The sequence below is a fragment of the Microbacterium sp. LjRoot205 genome (genome assembly GCF_056175745.1).
The window spans coordinates 1-17,927 of sequence record NZ_JBGFFH010000011.1; the positions used below are offsets into that span (position 1 = coordinate 1).

Sequence of the window (17,927 nt, forward strand, 5' to 3'; positions counted from 1 at the left end):
ACGTCCGGATGGACGCGACGCCGTCGCTCGTCAGGATTCGTCTCAGGCGAACGCCTCGATCGGCGGGCAGGCGCACACGAGGTTGCGATCGCCGTACGCCTGATCGATGCGGCGCACCGGCGGCCAGTACTTGCCTGCCACGAGAGCGTGCACCGGGTAGGCCGCGTCCTCCCGCGTGTAGGCGTGGTTCCACTCCCCCGCGATCAGCGAGACCGCGGTGTGCGGAGCGTTGACCAGCGGGTTGTCGTCTGCAGGCCAGCGCCCGGCGGCGACGGCATCCGCCTCGGCCTTGATCATGATCATGGCCTCGATGAACCGCTCGATCTCGCCGAGGTCCTCGGACTCCGTGGGTTCCACCATGAGCGTGCCCGCGACGGGGAACGACATGGTGGGGGCGTGGAATCCGTAGTCGATGAGTCGCTTGGCCACATCGTCGACCGTTATTCCGGTCTCCTCTCGGAGGGGCCGCAGGTCGAGGATGCACTCGTGCGCCACCCGACCGTCTTCTCCCGCGTACAGCACCGGGAAGTGCTCGCCGAGGCGCGCTGCGATGTAGTTCGCCGACAGCACGGCAGCTGCGGTCGCATGGCGGAGGCCGTCCGCCCCCATCATCCGCACGTACGACCAGGAGATCGGCAGGATGCCGGCCGACCCGTACGGCGCGGCGGACACGGCGCCACCCTCGAAGACGAATCCGCCCGCATGCTCCGCGCGCTGAGCGAGCGGGTGCGACGGCAGGTACGGAGCGAGGTGCGCCTTCGCAGCGACGGGGCCGACGCCCGGGCCGCCACCGCCGTGCGGGATCGCGAACGTCTTGTGCAGGTTGAGATGCGAGACGTCGCCGCCGAGATCGCCGAAGCGGGCGTAGCCGAGCAGCGCGTTGAGGTTCGCGCCGTCGACGTAGACCTGTCCGCCGGCGTCGTGCACGGCGGTCGTGATCTCCACCACGTCCTGCTCGTACACGCCGTGGGTCGACGGGTAGGTGATCATCAGAGCGGAGAGCTCGTCGGCGTGCGCCGCGATCTTCGCCCGCAGGTCGCCGAGGTCGACGTTGCCGAGCTCGTCGCAGGCCACGACGACGACCTTCATTCCGGCGAGCACCGCCGACGCCGCGTTCGTGCCGTGCGCGGACGACGGGATCAGGCACACGGTGCGCTGGGTGTCGCCGTTCGCGAGGTGGTAGCCGCGGATCGCGAGCAGGCCCGCGAGCTCACCCTGCGAACCCGCGTTCGGCTGCAGCGACACGGCGTCGTATCCGGTGACCTCGGCGAGCCACGCCTCGAGCTGCGTGATCATGTCGAGGTACCCCTCGACGTCGGATGCCGGGGCGAACGGGTGGATGCCCGCGAACTCGGGCCACGTGATCGACGCCATCTCGGTCGCCGCGTTGAGCTTCATCGTGCACGAGCCGAGCGGGATCATGCCGCGGTCGAGCGCGTAGTCGCGGTCGGCCAGGCTCTTGAGGTAGCGCATCATCGCGGTCTCGCTGCGGTGCGCATGGAAGACCGGATGCGTGAGGTAGTCGTCCTGACGGAGCAGGTCGGCGGGAAGGCCGCCCTGCGATCCTGAGCCGAAGAACCCGAAGGCGCGCTCCCGGGCCCCACCGAACACCTGAGCCACCTGGTGGAGCTCGGCGACCGTCGTGGTCTCGTCGACCGAGATCCCGATCGTGTCGGCATCGGCGGCGTGCAGCAGGATGCCGAAACCGTGGTGAGCCTGCTCGGCATACTCCGCCGCGCGCCCGGGCACCCGCACCTGCAGGGTGTCGAAGAACGAGTCGTGGACGATGTCAGAGCCTGCGTCGACGAGCCAGTCGCGCAGCATCACGGTCTTGGCCGCGACCTCCCGAGCGATCGCCTTGAGCCCGTCGGGTCCGTGGTACACCGCGTACATCGATGCCATGACCGCGAGCAGCACCTGCGCGGTGCAGATGTTGCTGGTCGCCTTCTCCCGGCGGATGTGCTGCTCGCGGGTCTGCAGAGACAGTCGGTACGCCGGCTTGCCGTCCGCATCGACCGAGACGCCCACAAGGCGCCCCGGCAGCTGCCGCTCGAGTCCTGCACGCACGGCCATGTAGCCCGCGTGCGGCCCTCCGAAGCCGATCGGCACGCCGAAGCGCTGCGTGGTGCCGACCGCGACATCCGCACCGAGCGAACCGGGCGACGAGATGAGGGTGAGAGCGAGCAGGTCGGCTGCGACGACGGCGAGCCCGCCGGCGAGGTGCGCGGCGTCGATCACGGCGCTCGGGTCCCAGACGCGCCCTGAGGCGCCGGGGTACTGGACGAACACACCGAAAAGCTCGGAGGGAAGCTCCTCGCCGGCCGCGAAGTCGACCGTCACGAGCTCGATGCCCACGGCCTCGGCGCGGGTCTCGAGCAGCGCCTTGGTCTGCGGGAACGCATCTGCGTCGACGGCGAAGACGTTCGACGCCTTCTTGGATGCGCGACGTGCCAGCAGCATCCCCTCGACGACAGCGGTCGACTCGTCGAGCATCGACGCGTTGGCCGTGGTGAGACCGGTGAGCTCGGCCACCATGGTCTGGAAGTTGATGAGCGCCTCGAGACGACCCTGCGAGATCTCCGGCTGGTACGGCGTGTAGGCGGTGTACCACGAGGGGTTCTCGAGCACGTTGCGCTGGATCACCTGAGGGGTGACGGTGCCGTAGTAGCCGAGGCCGATCATCGGCCGGTTCACCGTGTTGCGAGCGGCGATCGCCCGCAGCGCGGCGAGCGCCTCGGTCTCGCTCGCCGCGCGCGGGATGACCGAGTCCGTGGAGGCGGGGGTGAAGATAGAGGCGGGCACGGCCTGGCGCATCAGCGCCTCGACGGGGCTCCAGTCCTCGAGCTCAGACTCGACGCCGAGGGCATCGAGCATCTGACGCTGGGCGGCGGCGGTGGTTCCGATATGACGATCGGCGAAAGAGACCACTGGTCGATCAGCCCTCCGTGAGAGCGACGTACGCGTCGCGGTCCATCAGGCCGTCGAGCGCACCGGCACCGACGGAGACCTTGATGAGCCAGCCTCCGGCGAACGGCTCGGCGTTCACGAGCGAGGGGTCGTCGACGACGGAGTCGTTGATCTCGACGATCGTGCCCGTGACCGGGGCGTAGAGCTCGCCGACCGACTTGGTCGACTCGATCTCGCCCACGACCGAACCGGCGGTGACCTCGGTGCCGACAGCCGGGAGCTCGACGAAGACGACGTCTCCGAGCTTGTCGGCCGCATAGTCGGTGATGCCGATGGTCACGGTGTCGCCGTCAGCGGCGATCCACTCGTGCTCGTCGGTATAGCGCAGTGCGTTGAGGTCGGTCATTTGGTCCTCCGGTAGAAAGGCAGAGCGGTCACGGTCGCGGGGATCCTGGTTCCCCGCACATCAAGGAATACTGCGGTTCCCGCCGCAGCGGAAGAAGGGGCGACGTAGGCCATTGCGATCGGATGGCCGAGTGTCGGGCTCAGGGCGCCACTCGTGATCTCACCCAGGACGACACCGTCTGCGTCGACCACGGAGTAGCCCGCCCGTCCGGCGCGCTTGCCCTCGGCGACGAGACCGACGAGAACCGGAGCGTCGGATGAGGCATCCACCGCTCCCTTGCCGATGAAGTCCTCTTTGTCGGACACGACGACGCGACCGAGCCCGGCCTGCGACGGCTTCGTCTCACGGGAGAGCTCGTGGCCGTAGAGCGGCATGCCCGCTTCGAGTCGGAGAGTGTCGCGCGCTGCGAGGCCGGCGGGCACGAGTCCGTGCTTCTGTCCGGCTTCGGTGAGTGCGTCCCAGAGTGCAGGGGCATCGGCGACACGCACGAGCAGTTCGAAGCCGTCTTCGCCGGTGTACCCGGTGCGGGCGAGGAGAAGCGGCACCCCCAGGAACATCGCGTCGGCCCACGCGTAGTACTTCTGCTCCACCCACGGAGTGCTGAGGTCGGTGATGCCGGCCGTCGACGAGACGATCGCCTCGGATGCGGGGCCCTGCACGGCGAGCAGCGCGTACTCGTCGGAGACGTCCTCGACGTCGACCCCGCGATCTCCGAGGAAGCCCTCGAAAGTGCGGTCCTCCCCTGCGGCGAGCGGCGCACGTTCACGTTCGATCCGCGAGGGGAACGAGCGCACTCGTGAAGCGAACGCCGAGTCGACGAATCCGCGGTTGCCCGCGTTCGCGATCACCAGGAAGCGGTCATCGGCGAGCCGGTAGACGATGACGTCGTCGATGATCCCGCCGTCGTCCGCGAGCATCAGCGAGTACTTCGCCTTGCCCACGGGCATCGCGGAGAGTCGTCCGGCCAGGGAGTAGTCGAGGAACTCGCCGGCGAAGTCACCGGTGACCAGGAACTCGGCCATGTGCGAGATGTCGAAGATCCCGGCGGCCTGCCGCACGGCGTGGTGCTCGGCGAGGTCGGATGTGTAGCGCACCGGCATCTGCCAGCCGCCGAAGTCGGTGAACGAGGCGCCGAGCGCCTCATGGCGCTCACGGAGCGGGGTGTAGCGAGGGTCGGACATGGAGTTCTCCCGGGCTGGGTCGGGCGGAACAGCGCAGACGCCGTTCCTCGGAACTCCCCCTCTGTCATGGGCCTGAGAGCTTCGCCCAGAGACTGGGCTTTCACCGTCGGCGGACCGCCGGCGAAGAGACGGAGACGCGCAGAATGCATGTCGCCAGGGTTTCGACTCGGGCGCCTCCGGCGGCCTCGCTCAACCCGATTTCTCGCTTCGCTGGAAATCGCTTTTCAGAGTGGCCGGAACCGCGCGGTACGCGTACCTGAGAGATTGGCGGGGAGGCTTGCTCCTTCGGTGCCCGGCTGCGTTCGCCGGGGCTCTCCCGCGTGGGTCATTCGGCCTGTCTTCACTTGTGGGATCAGTCTAGCGGGTCGTGTGCTCCGAGACGGATGCCGTTCCGGTCGCCCTTCGTGCCGCGCGAACGAGTGGCCGGCGGCGCGAAGGGGGACCGGAACGGATGCTCAGCGACCGGCGAGCTCCGCCCTGACCTCATCCCGGAGGCGGCCGAGGTTCTCGGGCTCCGGCGCCGCCCCGAGGAGCGTCTTCGTGTACTCGTGCTGCGGATGGAGGATGACCTCGTCAGCGGGCCCGCGCTCGACGACGTCGCCCTTGTAGAGCACCATGATCTCGTCGCTGAAGTGCCGAGCCGTCGCGAGGTCGTGCGTGATGTAGAGCACGCCGAGATTCTCCTCCCGCTGCAGGTCGGCCAGCAGGTTGAGCACGCCCAGCCGGATCGAGACGTCGAGCATCGAGACGGGCTCATCGGCGACGATGAAGCGTGCCCCCGGCGCGAGCGCCCGCGCGATCGCCACACGCTGACGCTGACCTCCGGACAGCTCATGCGGGCGGCGCTCGGCGAAGCTCTCGCCGGGTGACAGCCGCACGCGCTCGAGCAGCTCGATGGCGCGCGCACGCACTTCCCCACCGGAGAGCTTGGGGTGGTGGAGCCTGATCGGGCGCTCCAGGTGGTGGACGATCGTGTGGAAGGGGTTCAGCGAGGCGAAAGGATCCTGGAAGACCATCTGCACCTGCGAGCGGTAGTCCTCGACCGCGCGGCCCCGCATGCCCGCATCCTTGCCGTCGAGCAGGATCTGCCCGCTGGTCGGAGTCTCGAGCTTCATCAGCATCCGCGCGATGGTCGATTTGCCCGACCCCGATTCGCCCACGAGGGCGACCGTCTTGCCCGCTTCGATCGTGAACGAGACGTCCTTGACCGCGTGGAGGGTCGATGTCTTGAGCCCGGATCGCAGGGTGAAGTCCTTCACCAGGTTGCGGGCTTCGAGGGTGGGAGCACTCATCGGATCTCCTCCTGACTGGGCTGGTTGCCGGTGCGGACGAAGTCTCCGCGCTCGCCGGTCAGACTCGGGAAGCTCGACAGCAGCTTCTTCGTGTACTCGTGCTGAGGCGTGCGGTAGATCTCCTCGGCGGTGCCCTCTTCCACGATCTGGCCCTGCAGCATCACGGCGATGCGGTCGCTGATCTCGATCAGCATCGGCAGGTCGTGCGTGATGAAGATCACTGCGAACCCGAGCCGCTCGCGCAGCCGCATGATCTCGCGGATGATCCCCCGCTGCACCACGACGTCGAGCGCGGTGGTGGGCTCGTCCATGATCATGACCTGCGGATCCAGTGCGAGCGCCATGGCGATCATCATGCGCTGACGCATGCCGCCGGAGAGCTCATGCGGGAAGCTCGTGAGCCTCGACGGGTCGACCCCGACCAGAGTCAGCAGCTCTTCGGCCCGAGCCTGCTTGTCCTTCTTGGACATTCCGGGACGATGCGTGTCGAAGATGTCGAAGATCTGCGCCTTGACGCTGATCACCGGGTTGAGCGAGTTCATCGCCCCTTGGAACACCATCGAGATCTTGTCCCAGCGGAACGCGCGCAGACCGTCGCCGTCGAGCGCGACGATATCGATGTTGTGCCCGTCGCGGTCGTGGAACACGATCTCGCCGCTCGTCATGAGCGCCGGCGCCTTGAGCAGCCGGTTCATGCCGTAGGCGAGGGTGGTCTTGCCGCAGCCCGATTCGCCGGCCAGCCCCAGGATCTCTCCTCGGTTGAGAGTGAGCGAGACGTTGCGAACCGCCTTGACGGGCGGGTCCACCTCGTACTCGATCGACACGTTGCGTGCAGTGAGCACGGCATCCGGAGCGCTCATACAGCGACCCCCTTCGTCTTGGCCGCCTTGCGCACGCGTCGAGCGGCGTCGGGTGCATTGCGCAGCTTGGGGTTGATGACCTCGTCGATCGCGAAGTTGATCAGGGCGAGACCCGCACCGAGCATCGCGATCATGACACCCGGAGGCACGAACCACCACCACGCACCTCGTCCGAGCGCCTGACCCGACTGCGCGTCGTTGAGGATGGTGCCCCAGGTGATCGAGGAGTTCGGTCCGAGGCCGAGATACGAGAGGCCGGCCTCACCGAGGATGGCGAAGATGATCGCGAACAGGAACTGGGCCGTGAGCAGCGGCAGCAGGTTCGGCATGATCTCGACCAGGATCACCCGGAAGGATCGCTCCCCGGCGACTTTGGACGCGTAGACGTAGTCGCGGGTGCGCAGCGATCGCGTCTGCAGCCGGAGCACGTAGGCGGCCCCGGCCCAGGAGGTGATGCCGAGCACGAAGGCGACGAGCTGCCAGCTTCGCTGCGGGACGAAGGACGAGATCACCATCACGAGCGGCAGGCCGGGGATCACGATCATCACGTTCGTCAGGAGCGCGAGAGTGTCTTCACGCCATCCGCCGAGGTAGCCGGCGAGAACGCCGAACAGCAGGGAGAGGATGATGGCGATGCCGCCCGCCACCACGCCGACCAGGAGCGAGCCCTGGGCGCCGATGGCGAGCTGGGCGAACATGTCGTTGCCGAGCTTGGTGGTGCCGAGCCAGTGCTCCGGCGACGGCGGGAGCAGAGCGGGGTTGTCGGTGCTCCGCGGGTTCTGCGAGAACATCGGCGCGATGATCGCGAACAGGAGGATCGCGATCACGATCGCCGCCCCGGTGATGAACTTCGGCGAGGTCGTCGGGAGCACCCTCCGGCGCTTGCGTCCCCGCTGCGTGGCCAACGAGATCGTGCTCGCAGGCTGGGTCATGGGCTGATCCTTGGTGATCAGGACTGCGTTCTCGGTGTCAGACATTCTGGCGCGCCCTCGGGTCGATGAATCCATAGACGAGGTCCATGATGAAGTTGGCGGCGAGCACCGTGATGGTGATGACGAGGAAGAGCCCCTGCATCAGCGCATAGTCATTGTTCGTGACTGCCTGGAACATCAGCTTCCCGATGCCCGGGTAGGTGAACACCTGCTCCATGACGATGGAACCGGCCACCACGAAGCCCAGGGTGATCGAGAAGCCGGCGATCGACGGGATCGCGGCGTTGCGTGCCGCGTAGGTCGTCATGATGCGACGAGGACGGAGCCCCTTGGCCTCGGCCGTGAGCACGTAGTCCTCGGCCATGGTCTGCACCATCATGTTGCGCATGCCGAACATCCACCCGCCGACCGACGAGATGACGATGGTCAGCGCGGGCAGGATCGCGTGCGAGAGCGCGTCCGTGAAGAACGCCCAGGTCGGTTCGGGGCCGTCCGGGAAATCGAACACGTCGTAGCCCCCGAAGATCGGGAACCAGCCGAGCCCGACGGCGAACACCGAGACGAGGAGCAGCGCCATCCAGAAGTACGGGATGGACTGCAGCACGGTGGTCGCCGGGATCAGGTGATCGACCCAGGTTCCGCGCTTCCATCCGGCCCAGGCGCCGAGCACGACGCCGAGGATGAAGGAGATCACGGTCACCGTGCCGACGAGGATGAGCGTCCAGGGCAGGGCCTGCCCGATCAGCTCACTCACCGGGGCCGGGAACTTGGTGACTGAGATGCCCAGGTCGCCCTGGAACATGCGTCCCCAGTACGCGATGTACTGCTCCCAGAGAGACGAGTCATCGCCGCCGAGCAGCAGCTTGATGTTGCGGATCGTGGTCTCGGAGACCTCGCCGCCCGCTCGCTGCATCTTGGCGATCATGATGTCCGCCGGGTTCCCCGGCATGAGCCGGGGAAGCAGGAAGTTGAGTGAGATCGCGGCCCACAGCGTGAACGCGTAGAACCCGATTCTTCGTGCATAGAACTTCATGTCACTGACCGTGCTTCCTGCTCCCCCGTCTTCATGTGCTTACTTGACCGGCTCGAGCTGCGTCAGGACGTAGCCCGCCGCGATCGCTCCCCAGGACGGCGGGAAGGCGTAGAGGTCCTCTTCCGTCGGCCATCCCGTGAAGTCCTTCGTGTTGTAGAAGGTCTGGGTCGCGTTGATCACGAGCGGGATGTAGGGCAGGTCACGGACGATCTCGGTCTGGATCGTGCCGTACAGCTCCTTCTTCTCCGCCTCGTCGTTCGTGCTGACGGCCGCCTGGATCGCCTGGTCCACGACCGGGTTGCTGTAGCGGCTGAAGTTCCAGCGGCCTGCCGGCACCTCAGTGCCGACCGCAGCCGTCGACTCGACGGCCGTGCCGCCGAACCAGTCGCGGTAGATCTGGAACGGGTCGGCGACCGAGGTGCCGATGACTCCGCCGACGATGAGCTGGAAGTCGCCGCCCTGACGGGCATCGGAGAACTCCTGCCACTGCACGGTGGATGCCGTGACCTTGATGCCGGCCGCCTCCGCCTGCTCGGCGATCAGCTTGGCGGCGTCGTTGTAGTCGGTCCATCCGTCGACCGAGATCAGGCTGAGCTCGACGGGCACGCCGTCCTTCTCGTAGATGCCGCTCGATCCCTTGGTGTAGCCGGCGGCCTCGAGGATCTCGCCCGCCTCATCGGCGTTCGCCTCCTGAGGGCTGACCTCGTTGGCGGAGTCCGCGACCCACTTCTCGTCGCGCGGCAGCAGTGCGAAGGTGGGCGAGATGTCGCCGGTCAGGCCGACGAACGCCTTGTCCTTGATCGCGGTGCGGTCGATCGCGACGTTGAGCGCCTGGCGAACGGCCACGTCCGTCTGGGGACCGGTGCAGCCGAGCTCGGTGTTCGAGCAGGTGTACAGCACGGTCGGGTCCTGCGGGGTGTTGATCCAGTCGATCGCTCCGTTGCCCGTCACGTCGTCGGGGTTCGGGATGAACATTCCGGTCCAGTCGAGCTTGCCCGCGGCGAGCAGGTCCTGAGCGGTCTGGTTGTTGTCGACGGCGATGTACTGGACCTTCTTGACGCCGAGCTCGTCGGCATCGCGGAAGTTCTCGTTGGCCACGAGCGTGTACGACTCACTCGTCGTCTTGTCGACCACGTAAGCGCCCGAGCCGACCGGCTCCTCGTTGGCGAAGTTCGCGAAGTCGGTGACCTCCGACCACACGTGCTCGGGGAGGATGTAGGTCGAGCCGAGTCGCTGGAACTCGGTCGTGTACTGCGCGGTCGTGTAGGTGAGCACGACGGTGGTGTCGTCGGTCGCCTCGGCGGAGACGAGGCCGTTGCCCTCGGGGTTGTTCGCCTCGTAGGTGAACGAGAACGCGACGTCGGCCGCGGTGAGCGGCTCTCCGTCGCTCCACTTGAGGTCGGGCTTGATCGTGATCGTGATCGCCGTGCCGTCCTCGTTGTACTCGAAGGAGTCGCCGATCAGGCCGACCGGTTCGGCATCCGCCGTCTTGTTGTAGAAGAACAGCGGCTCGTAGATCGGCCCGAGCGCACCGTGGAGCACGGTCGGTGCGAACGGATTGTAGTTCGCGGTGATGGGGGTCTGGCTGCCGGCCCACACGCGAAGAGCACGGTCGCCGTCGCCACCGCTCCCCTCGTTGCCGCCGCCTGCGCCACAGGCTGTCAAACCCAGGGCGAGGACGGATGCCCCCGCCACAGCGGTGAGCGCGATCTTGCGCCTTCCGTTACGGATCATTCTGTATTTCCTCTCGGTGCTGCACTGCAGGAGGGATCTCCGGGATGGAGCCGAGTCCCAGATCGGAACCCGCGACAGATCCCCGCGAAGGGATTTGTTAGGACAGTAACCTAACAAATCGCTTTCATAGCGACAAGAGGTCAGAACGCTGGTATATAACGTTTCGGCCTCAGGACTCATCGGGTCACGGAGGTGCACTAACAGTCCCGATGACACTAAGATCGGATCAGGAGGTTAAGGTACTTATGACCCAAAGCGGAGGGATCGACGTCGCCGTGTCGACGGTGATCCTCACTCTTCGGCGCACCGATGACGGTTCGGCGGTGCTGGCGCTGCCTCTCGTGCTGCGTACGCGCGAGCCCTTCGCCGACCAGTGGGCTCTCCCCGGAGGGTGGCTCACCGAGACCGAATCACCCGTCGACGCCGCAGCTCGAACCCTTGCGGAGACCACCGGACTGACCCCCAGCTATCTCGAGCAGCTCTATGCGTTCGGGGCGGTCGACCGCTCCCCCACGCGCGTCGTGTCGATCGTGTACTGGGCGCTGCTCCGCCAGGACGACGTCGACGCGCAGAGCTCTGCACACCGCGCATCGGGTCGCGCCCCCGAGAACGTGCGCTGGTTCGGGCTCGACGAGCTGCCAGCGCTGGCCTTCGACCACGCGAAGATCGTCGAGTACGCCCTGTGGCGGCTGCGGAGCAAAGTCGGCTACAGCCGTGTCGCCCATGGTTTCCTCCCCGCCGAATTCACTCTGGCCGACCTTCGCGAGGCCTACGAGGCGATCCTCGGCAAGAACCTGGATCCCGCCAACTTCCGCCGTCAGGTCGAGTCAGCCGGCAACCTCCTTCCCACAGACCGCTTCCGCACCGGCAACCACCGCCCCGCCCGCCTGTACCGCTACAACACCGACGTCGAGCTCGCCGATCACGGCCCGCTCGGCCCTGAGGAGACGAGCACCCGATGAGCATCACCTTCGTTCCGACACCGGCCGTGCAGCCGTTCGACGCCTCCGTCGACCACGCGATCCAGTCGATCGTGTCGGGCGCTTCGACCGACGCGACGTGCACGACCGACCTCGCCGCCGGCCCCTGGGACTTCGACTCCCGCCCCGGCTACGGCCCAGGGTCGTCGATGGGCGACGTCATCCCGACCGGAGCACCGCGTCAGGGTGAGCTCCCCGCCGCGTACCGGGAGGCGAGCGAAGCCGAGCTCGACGAGCGCATCCGCACGGCGAAGGCGGTGCTGGGCGACCGCGCCGTCATTCTCGGGCACTTCTACCAGCGCGAAGAGGTCGTGCGTCACGCCGACTACGTGGGCGACTCCTTCCAGCTCGCGACCGCGGCGAAGGAGCGGCCGGATGCCGAGGCCATCGTCTTCTGCGGCGTGCACTTCATGGCCGAGACGGCCGACCTGCTCTCCGGCCCCGACCAGGCCGTGATCCTGCCGAATCTCGCAGCCGGATGCTCGATGGCGGACATGGCGGACATCGACCAGGTCGAGGACTGCTGGGAGCAGCTCGCAGAGGTTCTCGGCGACCTCGACGCGCAGGACGAGGACGGCCGCGTGCCCGTCATCCCCGTCACGTACATGAACTCCTCCGCCGCGATCAAGGGCTTCGTCGGCCGACACGGCGGAATCGTCTGCACCTCGTCGAACGCGCAGACCGTGCTCGAGTGGGCATTCGAGCGCGGCCGGCGGGTGCTGTTCTTCCCCGACCAGCACCTCGGACGCAACACCGCGAAGGCGATGGGCGTGCCTCTCGAGCAGATGCCGATGTGGAACCCTCGCAAGGCTCTCGGCGGTTCCTCCGCATCCGAGCTCGTCGACTCCCGGGTGATCCTCTGGCATGGTTTCTGCTCCGTGCACCGTCGGTTCRCCGTCGACCAGATCGACCAGGCGCGGGCCGAGCACCCCGGTGTGCGAGTGATCGTGCACCCGGAGTGCCCCATGGCGGTCGTCGACGCGGCCGACGAGGCGGGCTCGACCGACTACATCCGGAGGGCGATCGCCGCTGCGACCACGCCGACGACCTTCGCGATCGGCACAGAGATCAACCTCGTCCGCCGCCTCGCCGCGCAGTTCCCCCAGCATGAGATCTTCTGCCTCGACCCGGTGGTGTGCCCCTGCTCGACGATGTACCGCATCCACCCCGGGTACCTCGCGTGGGTTCTCGAAGAGCTCGTCGCGGGGCGCACGCCGAACCGGATCACGGTGACGGCTGATGTGGCCGACCCCGCCCGCATCGCTCTCGAGCGGATGCTGGCGGCGAAGCCGCCCGTGGTGACGAGCGCACGATGAACGTCGTCGTCGTCGGCTCGGGGATCGCCGGACTGACCGCGGCGCTGCATGCGCGAGAGGCAGGGCACTCGGTCACCCTCGTGACGAAGGGAGCGATCGGCGACGGCTCCACGGGGTACGCGCAGGGCGGCGTCGCCGGGATCTACGGCACCGGCGACTCTGCGGCGCACCACGCGGCCGACACGATCGAAGCGGGGGCAGGCCTCTCGGATGAGGTCGCGGTCGGGGTTCTCGTGCGCGACGGCGCGGCTCGGATCGCCGAGCTGATCGCCCGAGGCGTCGCATTCGACCGGTCGCCGGACGGCGAGCTCCTGCTCGGACGCGAGGCTGCTCATCGTCACGCCCGAATCGTGCACGCCGGCGGCGATGCCACCGGTGCGGCGATCGCCCAGTCGTTGGTGGCTGCTGTTCGCAGCACCGACGTCACCGTGGTCGAGGGCGCCTTCCTCGCCGACGTGCTCGTCGAAGACGGCATCGCGCGCGGCATCCGCGTGGTGGTCGACGGCGTGGCCTCCGACCTCTCCGCGGATGCGGTGATCCTCGCGACCGGCGGTGCCGGTCACCTCTATGCGCACACCACGAACCCCCTGGGCGCCACCGGCGACGGCATCGCCGCAGCTCTCCGTGTCGGCGCGGCTGTCGCGGACCTCGAGTTCGTGCAGTTCCATCCGACGATCCTGGGCGAAGGCCCCGCCTTCCTCGTCTCCGAAGCCGTCCGCGGCGAGGGCGCAACCCTGATCGACGCGGCCGGTCATCGGTTCGTCTTCGACAGCCACCCCGACGGGGAACTCGCTCCGCGCGATGTCGTCGCTCGCGCGATCGCCCGCCAGGCAGCCCGGCAAGGCTCCCCCGTGCGTCTCGACGCGACGATGATCGGAAGACTCCGGCTCGCACATCGGTTCCCGACGATCGATCGGGTGACACGCGAACGCGGATTCGACTGGGCTTCCGAGCCGATTCCCGTGACACCGGCAGCGCACTACCTCATGGGCGGCATCGTCACCGACCTCGACGGCCGCACATCCATCCGGGGCCTGTTGGCCGTGGGCGAGGTGGCGCGCACGGGCGTCCACGGAGCGAACCGCCTCGCTTCGAACTCCCTGCTCGAGGGTGCCGTCTTCGGCGCTCGCGCGGCAGCGGCACTCGAGGCTCCCTGGCAGCATCCTCCGATGACCGTGCGTGGCGGGCAGGCGAACGGCCCGACGCACGGCGATGGCCGCGGCTCAGAAGTGGACGATCACGGCACTGCATTCAGTCGGGCAGCACTCCAGCGACTGATGTGGGACCACGTGGGCCTGCTGCGCTCGGAAGACGGTCTCCGGTACGCCCTGATCACGCTGCGTCGCTGGCTCGCCACCGCTCCCGATCCGACCACCGTCGCCGAGCGCGAGGACGCGAACCTGCTCCTGCTCGCCGACGCGACGGCATCCGCAGCTCTCGCTCGCACCGACTCGATCGGCGCGCACTTCCGCGAATCCGTCGCCGCACCTCTCCTGGAGACCGTCTGATGCTCACCCCCGCCCACATCACCCGCGTCGTCGGCGCTGCGCTCGAGGAGGACGCTCCCTGGGGCGACCTCACCAGCACGACTCTGCTGCCCCCGGACGCCACCGCCACCGCCGATCTGGTCGCTCGAGAAGCCGGGATCTTCAGCGGGGGCGAGGTCTTCGCGGCTGCGTTCCATCTCACCGATCCGAGCATCTCGGTCGATGTGCACGTGGGCGACGGCGACGCATTCGCGGCGGGTGACGTGCTCGCCTCGGTGTCGGGCCCCGCCCGCGGAATCCTCACCGCCGAGCGCATCGCACTCAACTTCACTCAGCGGATGAGCGGCATCGCGACGGTCACGGCCGCATACGTGCGCGCGATCGAGGGAACGTCGGCACGCATCGCCGACACCCGGAAGACGACCCCGGGGCTCCGCGCCTTCGAGCGACATGCCGTGCTCTCGGGGGGCGGACACAACCACCGCCACTCCCTGTCCGACGCGGTGATGGCCAAGGACAACCATCTCGCGGTGCTGAAGCGCTCGGGAGTCGACCTCGCCACCGCCCTGCGCGACGCCCTCTCGCGCCTGCCCCACACCACCCACGTGGTCGTCGAGGTCGACCGGCTCGATCAGATCCCGGCTGTGCTCGACGGCGGCGCGCACACCGTGCTGCTCGACAACTTCTCGGTCGACGATCTGCGCGCAGGAGTGACTCTGATCGGCGACCGCGCGCAGGTCGAGGCCTCGGGCGGGGTGAATCTCGACACGGTCGGCGGCATCGCGGCGACGGGAGTCGATGTGATCTCGGTCGGCGCATTGACGCACTCGGCCAGGGCGCTCGACCTCGGCCTGGACGTGCGGATCGACTGACGCGGATGCTCTATCTCGACCACGCCGCGACCTCCCCGGTCCGTCCGGAGGTGCTCGACGCGATGCGCCCGTTCCTCGCCGGGGTGTTCGGCAACCCGTCGAGCCATCACACATACGGCGAAGCTGCGGCGAGCGCGCTCGACGAAGCACGCGCACGGGTCGCGGGGGTGCTCGGGATGCGCTCCGGAGATGTGATCTTCACCTCCGGCGGAACAGAATCGAACAACCTCGCGGTCAAGGGGATCGTGCTCGCGGCTCTCGCGCGCGGCCGCGGGCATCTGGTCGTCTCGCCGATCGAGCACGAGTCGATCCTCGAGTCCGCCGACTATCTGCATCGCTTCCATGGGGTCGAGGTGTCGGCCGCTCCGGTCGACGCCCTCGGCAGGATCTCCGCTTCTGCACTGACGGAGACCCTGCGTGAGGACACCGCCCTGGTGGCGATCGGACACGCCAACAACGAGATCGGCACGATCCAGGACGTGCCCTCACTCGCCGCGGTGGCCCGTGATGCCGGCGTACCGCTGCACGTCGACGCCGTGCAGTCGGCGGGGTGGCTGCCACTCACCGATCTCGGGGCGGATGCGATAGCGGTGGCCGGGCACAAGCTCGGGACCCCCAAGGGGATCGGCGTGCTCGGCGTGCGCGGGCGCGTCGCTCTCGAACCCCTGATGCACGGTGGCGGGCAGGAACGGGGTCGCCGCTCCGGCACCGAGAACGTCGCGGGAGCGGTGGCCCTCGCCACGGCGCTGGAGCTCGCCGAAGCGGAGCGCGACGAGGTGAACGCCCGGCTCAGCGCATCCACGGGACGATTCATCGAGGTGGTTCAGTCGCTCGTGTCGCAGGCGTCGCTCACCGGTGATCCGGCGGCGCGGCTTCCCGCGACGGCGAGCTTCACGTTCACCGGTGTCAGCGGCGAGGCGGTTCTGCTCGAGCTCGAGCGACGGGGAGTCGTGTCGTCGAGCGGCTCTGCCTGCGCTGCCGGGAGCGACGAGCCTTCGCATGTGCTCCTCGCGTGCGGGGTGTCTCCTGCGGTCGCACAGACCTCGGTGCGCTTCACCTTCGGACGCGAGGCGCTGCCCTCCGATCTGCCCGAGCGGCTCGGCGCGCTGGTGGCCGAGTCGGTGAGGGCGGTCGGCCACCCCTGAACGGCGAGAGCTGTGCGTGCGGCCATAGACTCGGCTGGTGACCGCCACCGCCCCGATCGTGACTCTGATCGTCCCCGGCCGCGACATCGGCGCCTTCGCTCCGGCCGCTCTCGACTCGYTGCGCGCGCAGTCCGAGACGCGGTGGCGCGCTCTCCTCATCGACGACGGCTCCGTCGACGACACCGGAGAGATCTTCGCCGCAGCCGCCGCGTCGGATCCGAGGTTCCGAAGCCTGCGGCACGAGGCGTCCCGAGGGCTCGGCGCTGCGCGCAACGTGGGCCTCGACCTGGTCGACACCCCCTTCGTGGGGTTTCTCGACGGCGATGACGAGCTCACCTCGACGGCGCTCGGGCGCCTCCTCGGCACCCTCGCCGAGACCGGCAGCGATTTCGTCGCGGGCGCGTATGTGCGATCGCGCTTCGACGGCGAGAGCTATGTCGCCGGGCGGGTGCAGCCATGGGTGTCGGCGGCGACGTCTCCTGCACGGCTGGGCACCACGATCATGGAGCACCCCCGCGCGAGCGCCAACATCGTCGCGTGGTCGAAGGTCAGCCGCACCGACTTCTGGACCGACCTGAGGTTTCCCGAGGGCGTGGCGTACGAAGACCAGGTGGTCGCGCAGCTGATGTACACCCGCGCCCGCGCCTTCGACGTCATCCCCGACACCGTCGTGCGGTGGCGTCTGCGGGCCGACGGCACCTCGATCACGCAGAGCCGGGCGCAGCTCCCGGTGCTGCGCGACTACCTCGACGCTCTGCGCGGGGGAATCCGCGTGCTGCACGAGGCGGGCGCCCGCGCCGCCGTCACGGCCCGACTCGAACTGATCCTCGCGATGGATGTGCCTCCACTGGTCGAGATCGCGCGCACTCACGCCGATCCCGCGTACTCGGCGGAGATCGACGCGTTCGTCGCCGAGATCGAAGCTCTCCCCGAGCACGCCGACGTCCGCCCCGACCCCGCCCTCGCCGCCGCCCTGGCGTGGTGAGGCTCGCCACCAGGAGACCGATGAACCAGTACCTCGCCGACCTCTTCTCGCTCGAGGGCCGCACCGCCGTCGTCACGGGCGGCAGCTCGGGCATCGGACGCGGCATCGCGACCGCACTCGCGAAGGCCGGGGCCGCCACGGTGATCGTCGCACGCGGCGAAGCCCGGATCGCCGAAACCGTCGCCGAGCTCACGAGCGCCGGATGCCGGGCGGCCGGAGTCGTCGGCGATCTCGGCTCCCGAGAAGGGATCCGGACCCTCGCCGAGGCCGCCACCGAGCCGTTCGGCGAGCCGGACATCCTCGTGAACTCCGCAGGGATCAACATCCGCCCGCCGTTCGCCGAGATCACCGAGGACGACTGGGATGCGACGATGACCGTCAATGCGCTCGCCCCGTTCCTGCTCGGACAGCGCTACGCCACGGGCATGGCCGAGCGCGGCTTCGGGCGCCTGATCCACATCAGCTCGCAGCAGGCGCATCGTGCCTTCGTCGGCAGCGGCGTCTACGGAGCGTCGAAGGGAGCGGTGGAGTCGCTGATGCGCTCGGAGGCCGAGGCATGGGGCGGCACCGGAGTCACGAGCAACACCCTGGTTCCCGGATTCGTGCTCACTCCGCTCAACGCACGCTTGCAGGAGGATCCGGAGCAGATCGCGGCGCTGGCGGCCCGGACGATGATCGGGCGCAACGGACTGCCCGCCGACTTCGCGGCGGCCTCCGTGTTCCTCGCGGGCGTCGGCTCGAGCTATGTCACCGGGCAGTCGCTGTTCATCGACGGCGGCCTGTCGGTGCACTGACCG

Annotated in this window: 15 protein-coding genes and 1 riboswitch; of the genes, 7 read left to right on the forward strand and 8 right to left on the reverse strand. The window is 68.3% G+C overall.

Going from position 1 to position 17,927, the window contains the following annotated elements:
• Nucleotides 1-42: 42 nt before the first annotated feature.
• The 8 genes from gcvP to AC04ME_RS17720 all read right to left on the reverse strand — a co-directional run bounded on the left by gcvP (nt 43) and on the right by AC04ME_RS17720 (nt 10,345).
• Entirely contained in the window at nt 43-2,874 is a 2,832-nt protein-coding gene (gene gcvP / locus AC04ME_RS17685; protein ID WP_475436422.1) for an aminomethyl-transferring glycine dehydrogenase, read from the reverse strand.
• 61 nt (nt 2,875-2,935) lie between these two features.
• Nucleotides 2,936-3,313 (reverse strand): glycine cleavage system protein GcvH, encoded by a 378-nt coding sequence (gcvH, locus tag AC04ME_RS17690; protein WP_042542013.1) that lies wholly within the window; start codon nt 3,311-3,313, stop codon nt 2,936-2,938.
• Complete coding sequence (locus tag AC04ME_RS17695) at nt 3,310-4,494, reverse strand: glycine cleavage system aminomethyltransferase GcvT (RefSeq protein WP_475436358.1); 1,185 nt, start codon at nt 4,492-4,494, stop codon at nt 3,310-3,312. Before AC04ME_RS17695 ends, gcvH begins: the two co-directional genes overlap by 4 nt.
• A gap of 234 nt (nt 4,495-4,728) precedes the next feature.
• Nucleotides 4,729-4,823: riboswitch (glycine riboswitch) on the reverse strand.
• A gap of 126 nt (nt 4,824-4,949) precedes the next feature.
• A complete protein-coding gene (locus tag AC04ME_RS17700; RefSeq protein ID WP_079112527.1) occupies nt 4,950-5,786 on the reverse strand; it encodes an ATP-binding cassette domain-containing protein in 837 nt (278 codons plus the stop codon).
• Nucleotides 5,783-6,646: an ABC transporter ATP-binding protein gene (locus AC04ME_RS17705; protein ID WP_475436360.1), complete on the reverse strand. Its 864-nt coding sequence runs from the start codon at nt 6,644-6,646 to the stop codon at nt 5,783-5,785. Before AC04ME_RS17705 ends, AC04ME_RS17700 begins: the two co-directional genes overlap by 4 nt.
• Complete coding sequence (locus AC04ME_RS17710; protein WP_475436362.1) at nt 6,643-7,578, reverse strand: ABC transporter permease; 936 nt, start codon at nt 7,576-7,578, stop codon at nt 6,643-6,645. The genes AC04ME_RS17705 and AC04ME_RS17710 overlap by 4 nt, the downstream gene beginning before the upstream one ends.
• Nucleotides 7,579-7,615: 37 nt before the next feature.
• Nucleotides 7,616-8,611 carry an ABC transporter permease gene (locus tag AC04ME_RS17715; RefSeq protein ID WP_042542018.1) on the reverse strand — a complete coding sequence of 332 codons (996 nt, stop codon included), beginning with the start codon at nt 8,609-8,611 and terminating at the stop codon, nt 7,616-7,618.
• Nucleotides 8,612-8,650: 39 nt separating this feature from the next.
• Nucleotides 8,651-10,345, reverse strand: a complete 1,695-nt coding sequence (locus tag AC04ME_RS17720) for an ABC transporter substrate-binding protein (protein ID WP_309687114.1) — start codon at nt 10,343-10,345, stop codon at nt 8,651-8,653.
• A 245-nt stretch (nt 10,346-10,590) separates the two neighbouring features.
• Between AC04ME_RS17720 and AC04ME_RS17725 the strand changes: the two genes are divergently transcribed.
• Genes AC04ME_RS17725 through AC04ME_RS17755 form a run of 7 tightly spaced genes read left to right on the forward strand, consistent with a single transcriptional unit; the run spans nt 10,591 to nt 17,924 of the window.
• Nucleotides 10,591-11,307 carry an NUDIX hydrolase gene (locus tag AC04ME_RS17725; protein WP_042542020.1) on the forward strand — a complete coding sequence of 239 codons (717 nt, stop codon included), beginning with the start codon at nt 10,591-10,593 and terminating at the stop codon, nt 11,305-11,307.
• Nucleotides 11,304-12,641 carry a quinolinate synthase NadA gene (nadA, locus tag AC04ME_RS17730; RefSeq protein WP_475436365.1) on the forward strand — a complete coding sequence of 446 codons (1,338 nt, stop codon included), beginning with the start codon at nt 11,304-11,306 and terminating at the stop codon, nt 12,639-12,641. The genes AC04ME_RS17725 and nadA overlap by 4 nt, the downstream gene beginning before the upstream one ends.
• Complete coding sequence (nadB, locus tag AC04ME_RS17735) at nt 12,638-14,149, forward strand: L-aspartate oxidase (RefSeq protein WP_311879450.1); 1,512 nt, start codon at nt 12,638-12,640, stop codon at nt 14,147-14,149. Before nadA ends, nadB begins: the two co-directional genes overlap by 4 nt.
• A complete protein-coding gene (nadC, locus tag AC04ME_RS17740; protein ID WP_311879451.1) occupies nt 14,149-15,000 on the forward strand; it encodes a carboxylating nicotinate-nucleotide diphosphorylase in 852 nt (283 codons plus the stop codon). The genes nadB and nadC overlap by 1 nt, the downstream gene beginning before the upstream one ends.
• A 5-nt stretch (nt 15,001-15,005) precedes the next feature.
• A complete protein-coding gene (locus tag AC04ME_RS17745; protein WP_475436367.1) occupies nt 15,006-16,145 on the forward strand; it encodes a cysteine desulfurase family protein in 1,140 nt (379 codons plus the stop codon).
• A 37-nt stretch (nt 16,146-16,182) separates the two neighbouring features.
• Nucleotides 16,183-17,130 carry a glycosyltransferase family 2 protein gene (locus tag AC04ME_RS17750; protein ID WP_475436368.1) on the forward strand — a complete coding sequence of 316 codons (948 nt, stop codon included), beginning with the start codon at nt 16,183-16,185 and terminating at the stop codon, nt 17,128-17,130.
• Nucleotides 17,131-17,150: 20 nt separating this feature from the next.
• A complete protein-coding gene (locus tag AC04ME_RS17755) occupies nt 17,151-17,924 on the forward strand; it encodes an SDR family NAD(P)-dependent oxidoreductase (RefSeq protein ID WP_311879455.1) in 774 nt (257 codons plus the stop codon).
• Nucleotides 17,925-17,927: the final 3 nt, after the last annotated feature.

Coding starts and splice junctions, on each gene's coding strand:
- AC04ME_RS17705 (WP_475436360.1), bottom strand. CDS start 6,646: ATGAGCGCTCCGGATGCCGTGCTCACTGCACGCAACGTGTCGATCGAG.
- AC04ME_RS17695 (WP_475436358.1), bottom strand. CDS start 4,494: ATGTCCGACCCTCGCTACACCCCGCTCCGTGAGCGCCATGAGGCGCTC.
- AC04ME_RS17700 (WP_079112527.1), bottom strand. CDS start 5,786: ATGAGTGCTCCCACCCTCGAAGCCCGCAACCTGGTGAAGGACTTCACC.
- gcvP (WP_475436422.1), bottom strand. CDS start 2,874: ATGCTCGATGCCCTCGGCGTCGAGTCTGAGCTCGAGGACTGGAGCCCC.
- gcvH (WP_042542013.1), bottom strand. CDS start 3,313: ATGACCGACCTCAACGCACTGCGCTATACCGACGAGCACGAGTGGATC.
- AC04ME_RS17725 (WP_042542020.1), top strand. CDS start 10,591: ATGACCCAAAGCGGAGGGATCGACGTCGCCGTGTCGACGGTGATCCTC.
- nadC (WP_311879451.1), top strand. CDS start 14,149: ATGCTCACCCCCGCCCACATCACCCGCGTCGTCGGCGCTGCGCTCGAG.
- AC04ME_RS17745 (WP_475436367.1), top strand. CDS start 15,006: ATGCTCTATCTCGACCACGCCGCGACCTCCCCGGTCCGTCCGGAGGTG.
- nadB (WP_311879450.1), top strand. CDS start 12,638: ATGAACGTCGTCGTCGTCGGCTCGGGGATCGCCGGACTGACCGCGGCG.
- AC04ME_RS17720 (WP_309687114.1), bottom strand. CDS start 10,345: ATGATCCGTAACGGAAGGCGCAAGATCGCGCTCACCGCTGTGGCGGGG.
- AC04ME_RS17710 (WP_475436362.1), bottom strand. CDS start 7,578: ATGACCCAGCCTGCGAGCACGATCTCGTTGGCCACGCAGCGGGGACGC.
- AC04ME_RS17755 (WP_311879455.1), top strand. CDS start 17,151: ATGAACCAGTACCTCGCCGACCTCTTCTCGCTCGAGGGCCGCACCGCC.
- AC04ME_RS17715 (WP_042542018.1), bottom strand. CDS start 8,611: ATGAAGTTCTATGCACGAAGAATCGGGTTCTACGCGTTCACGCTGTGG.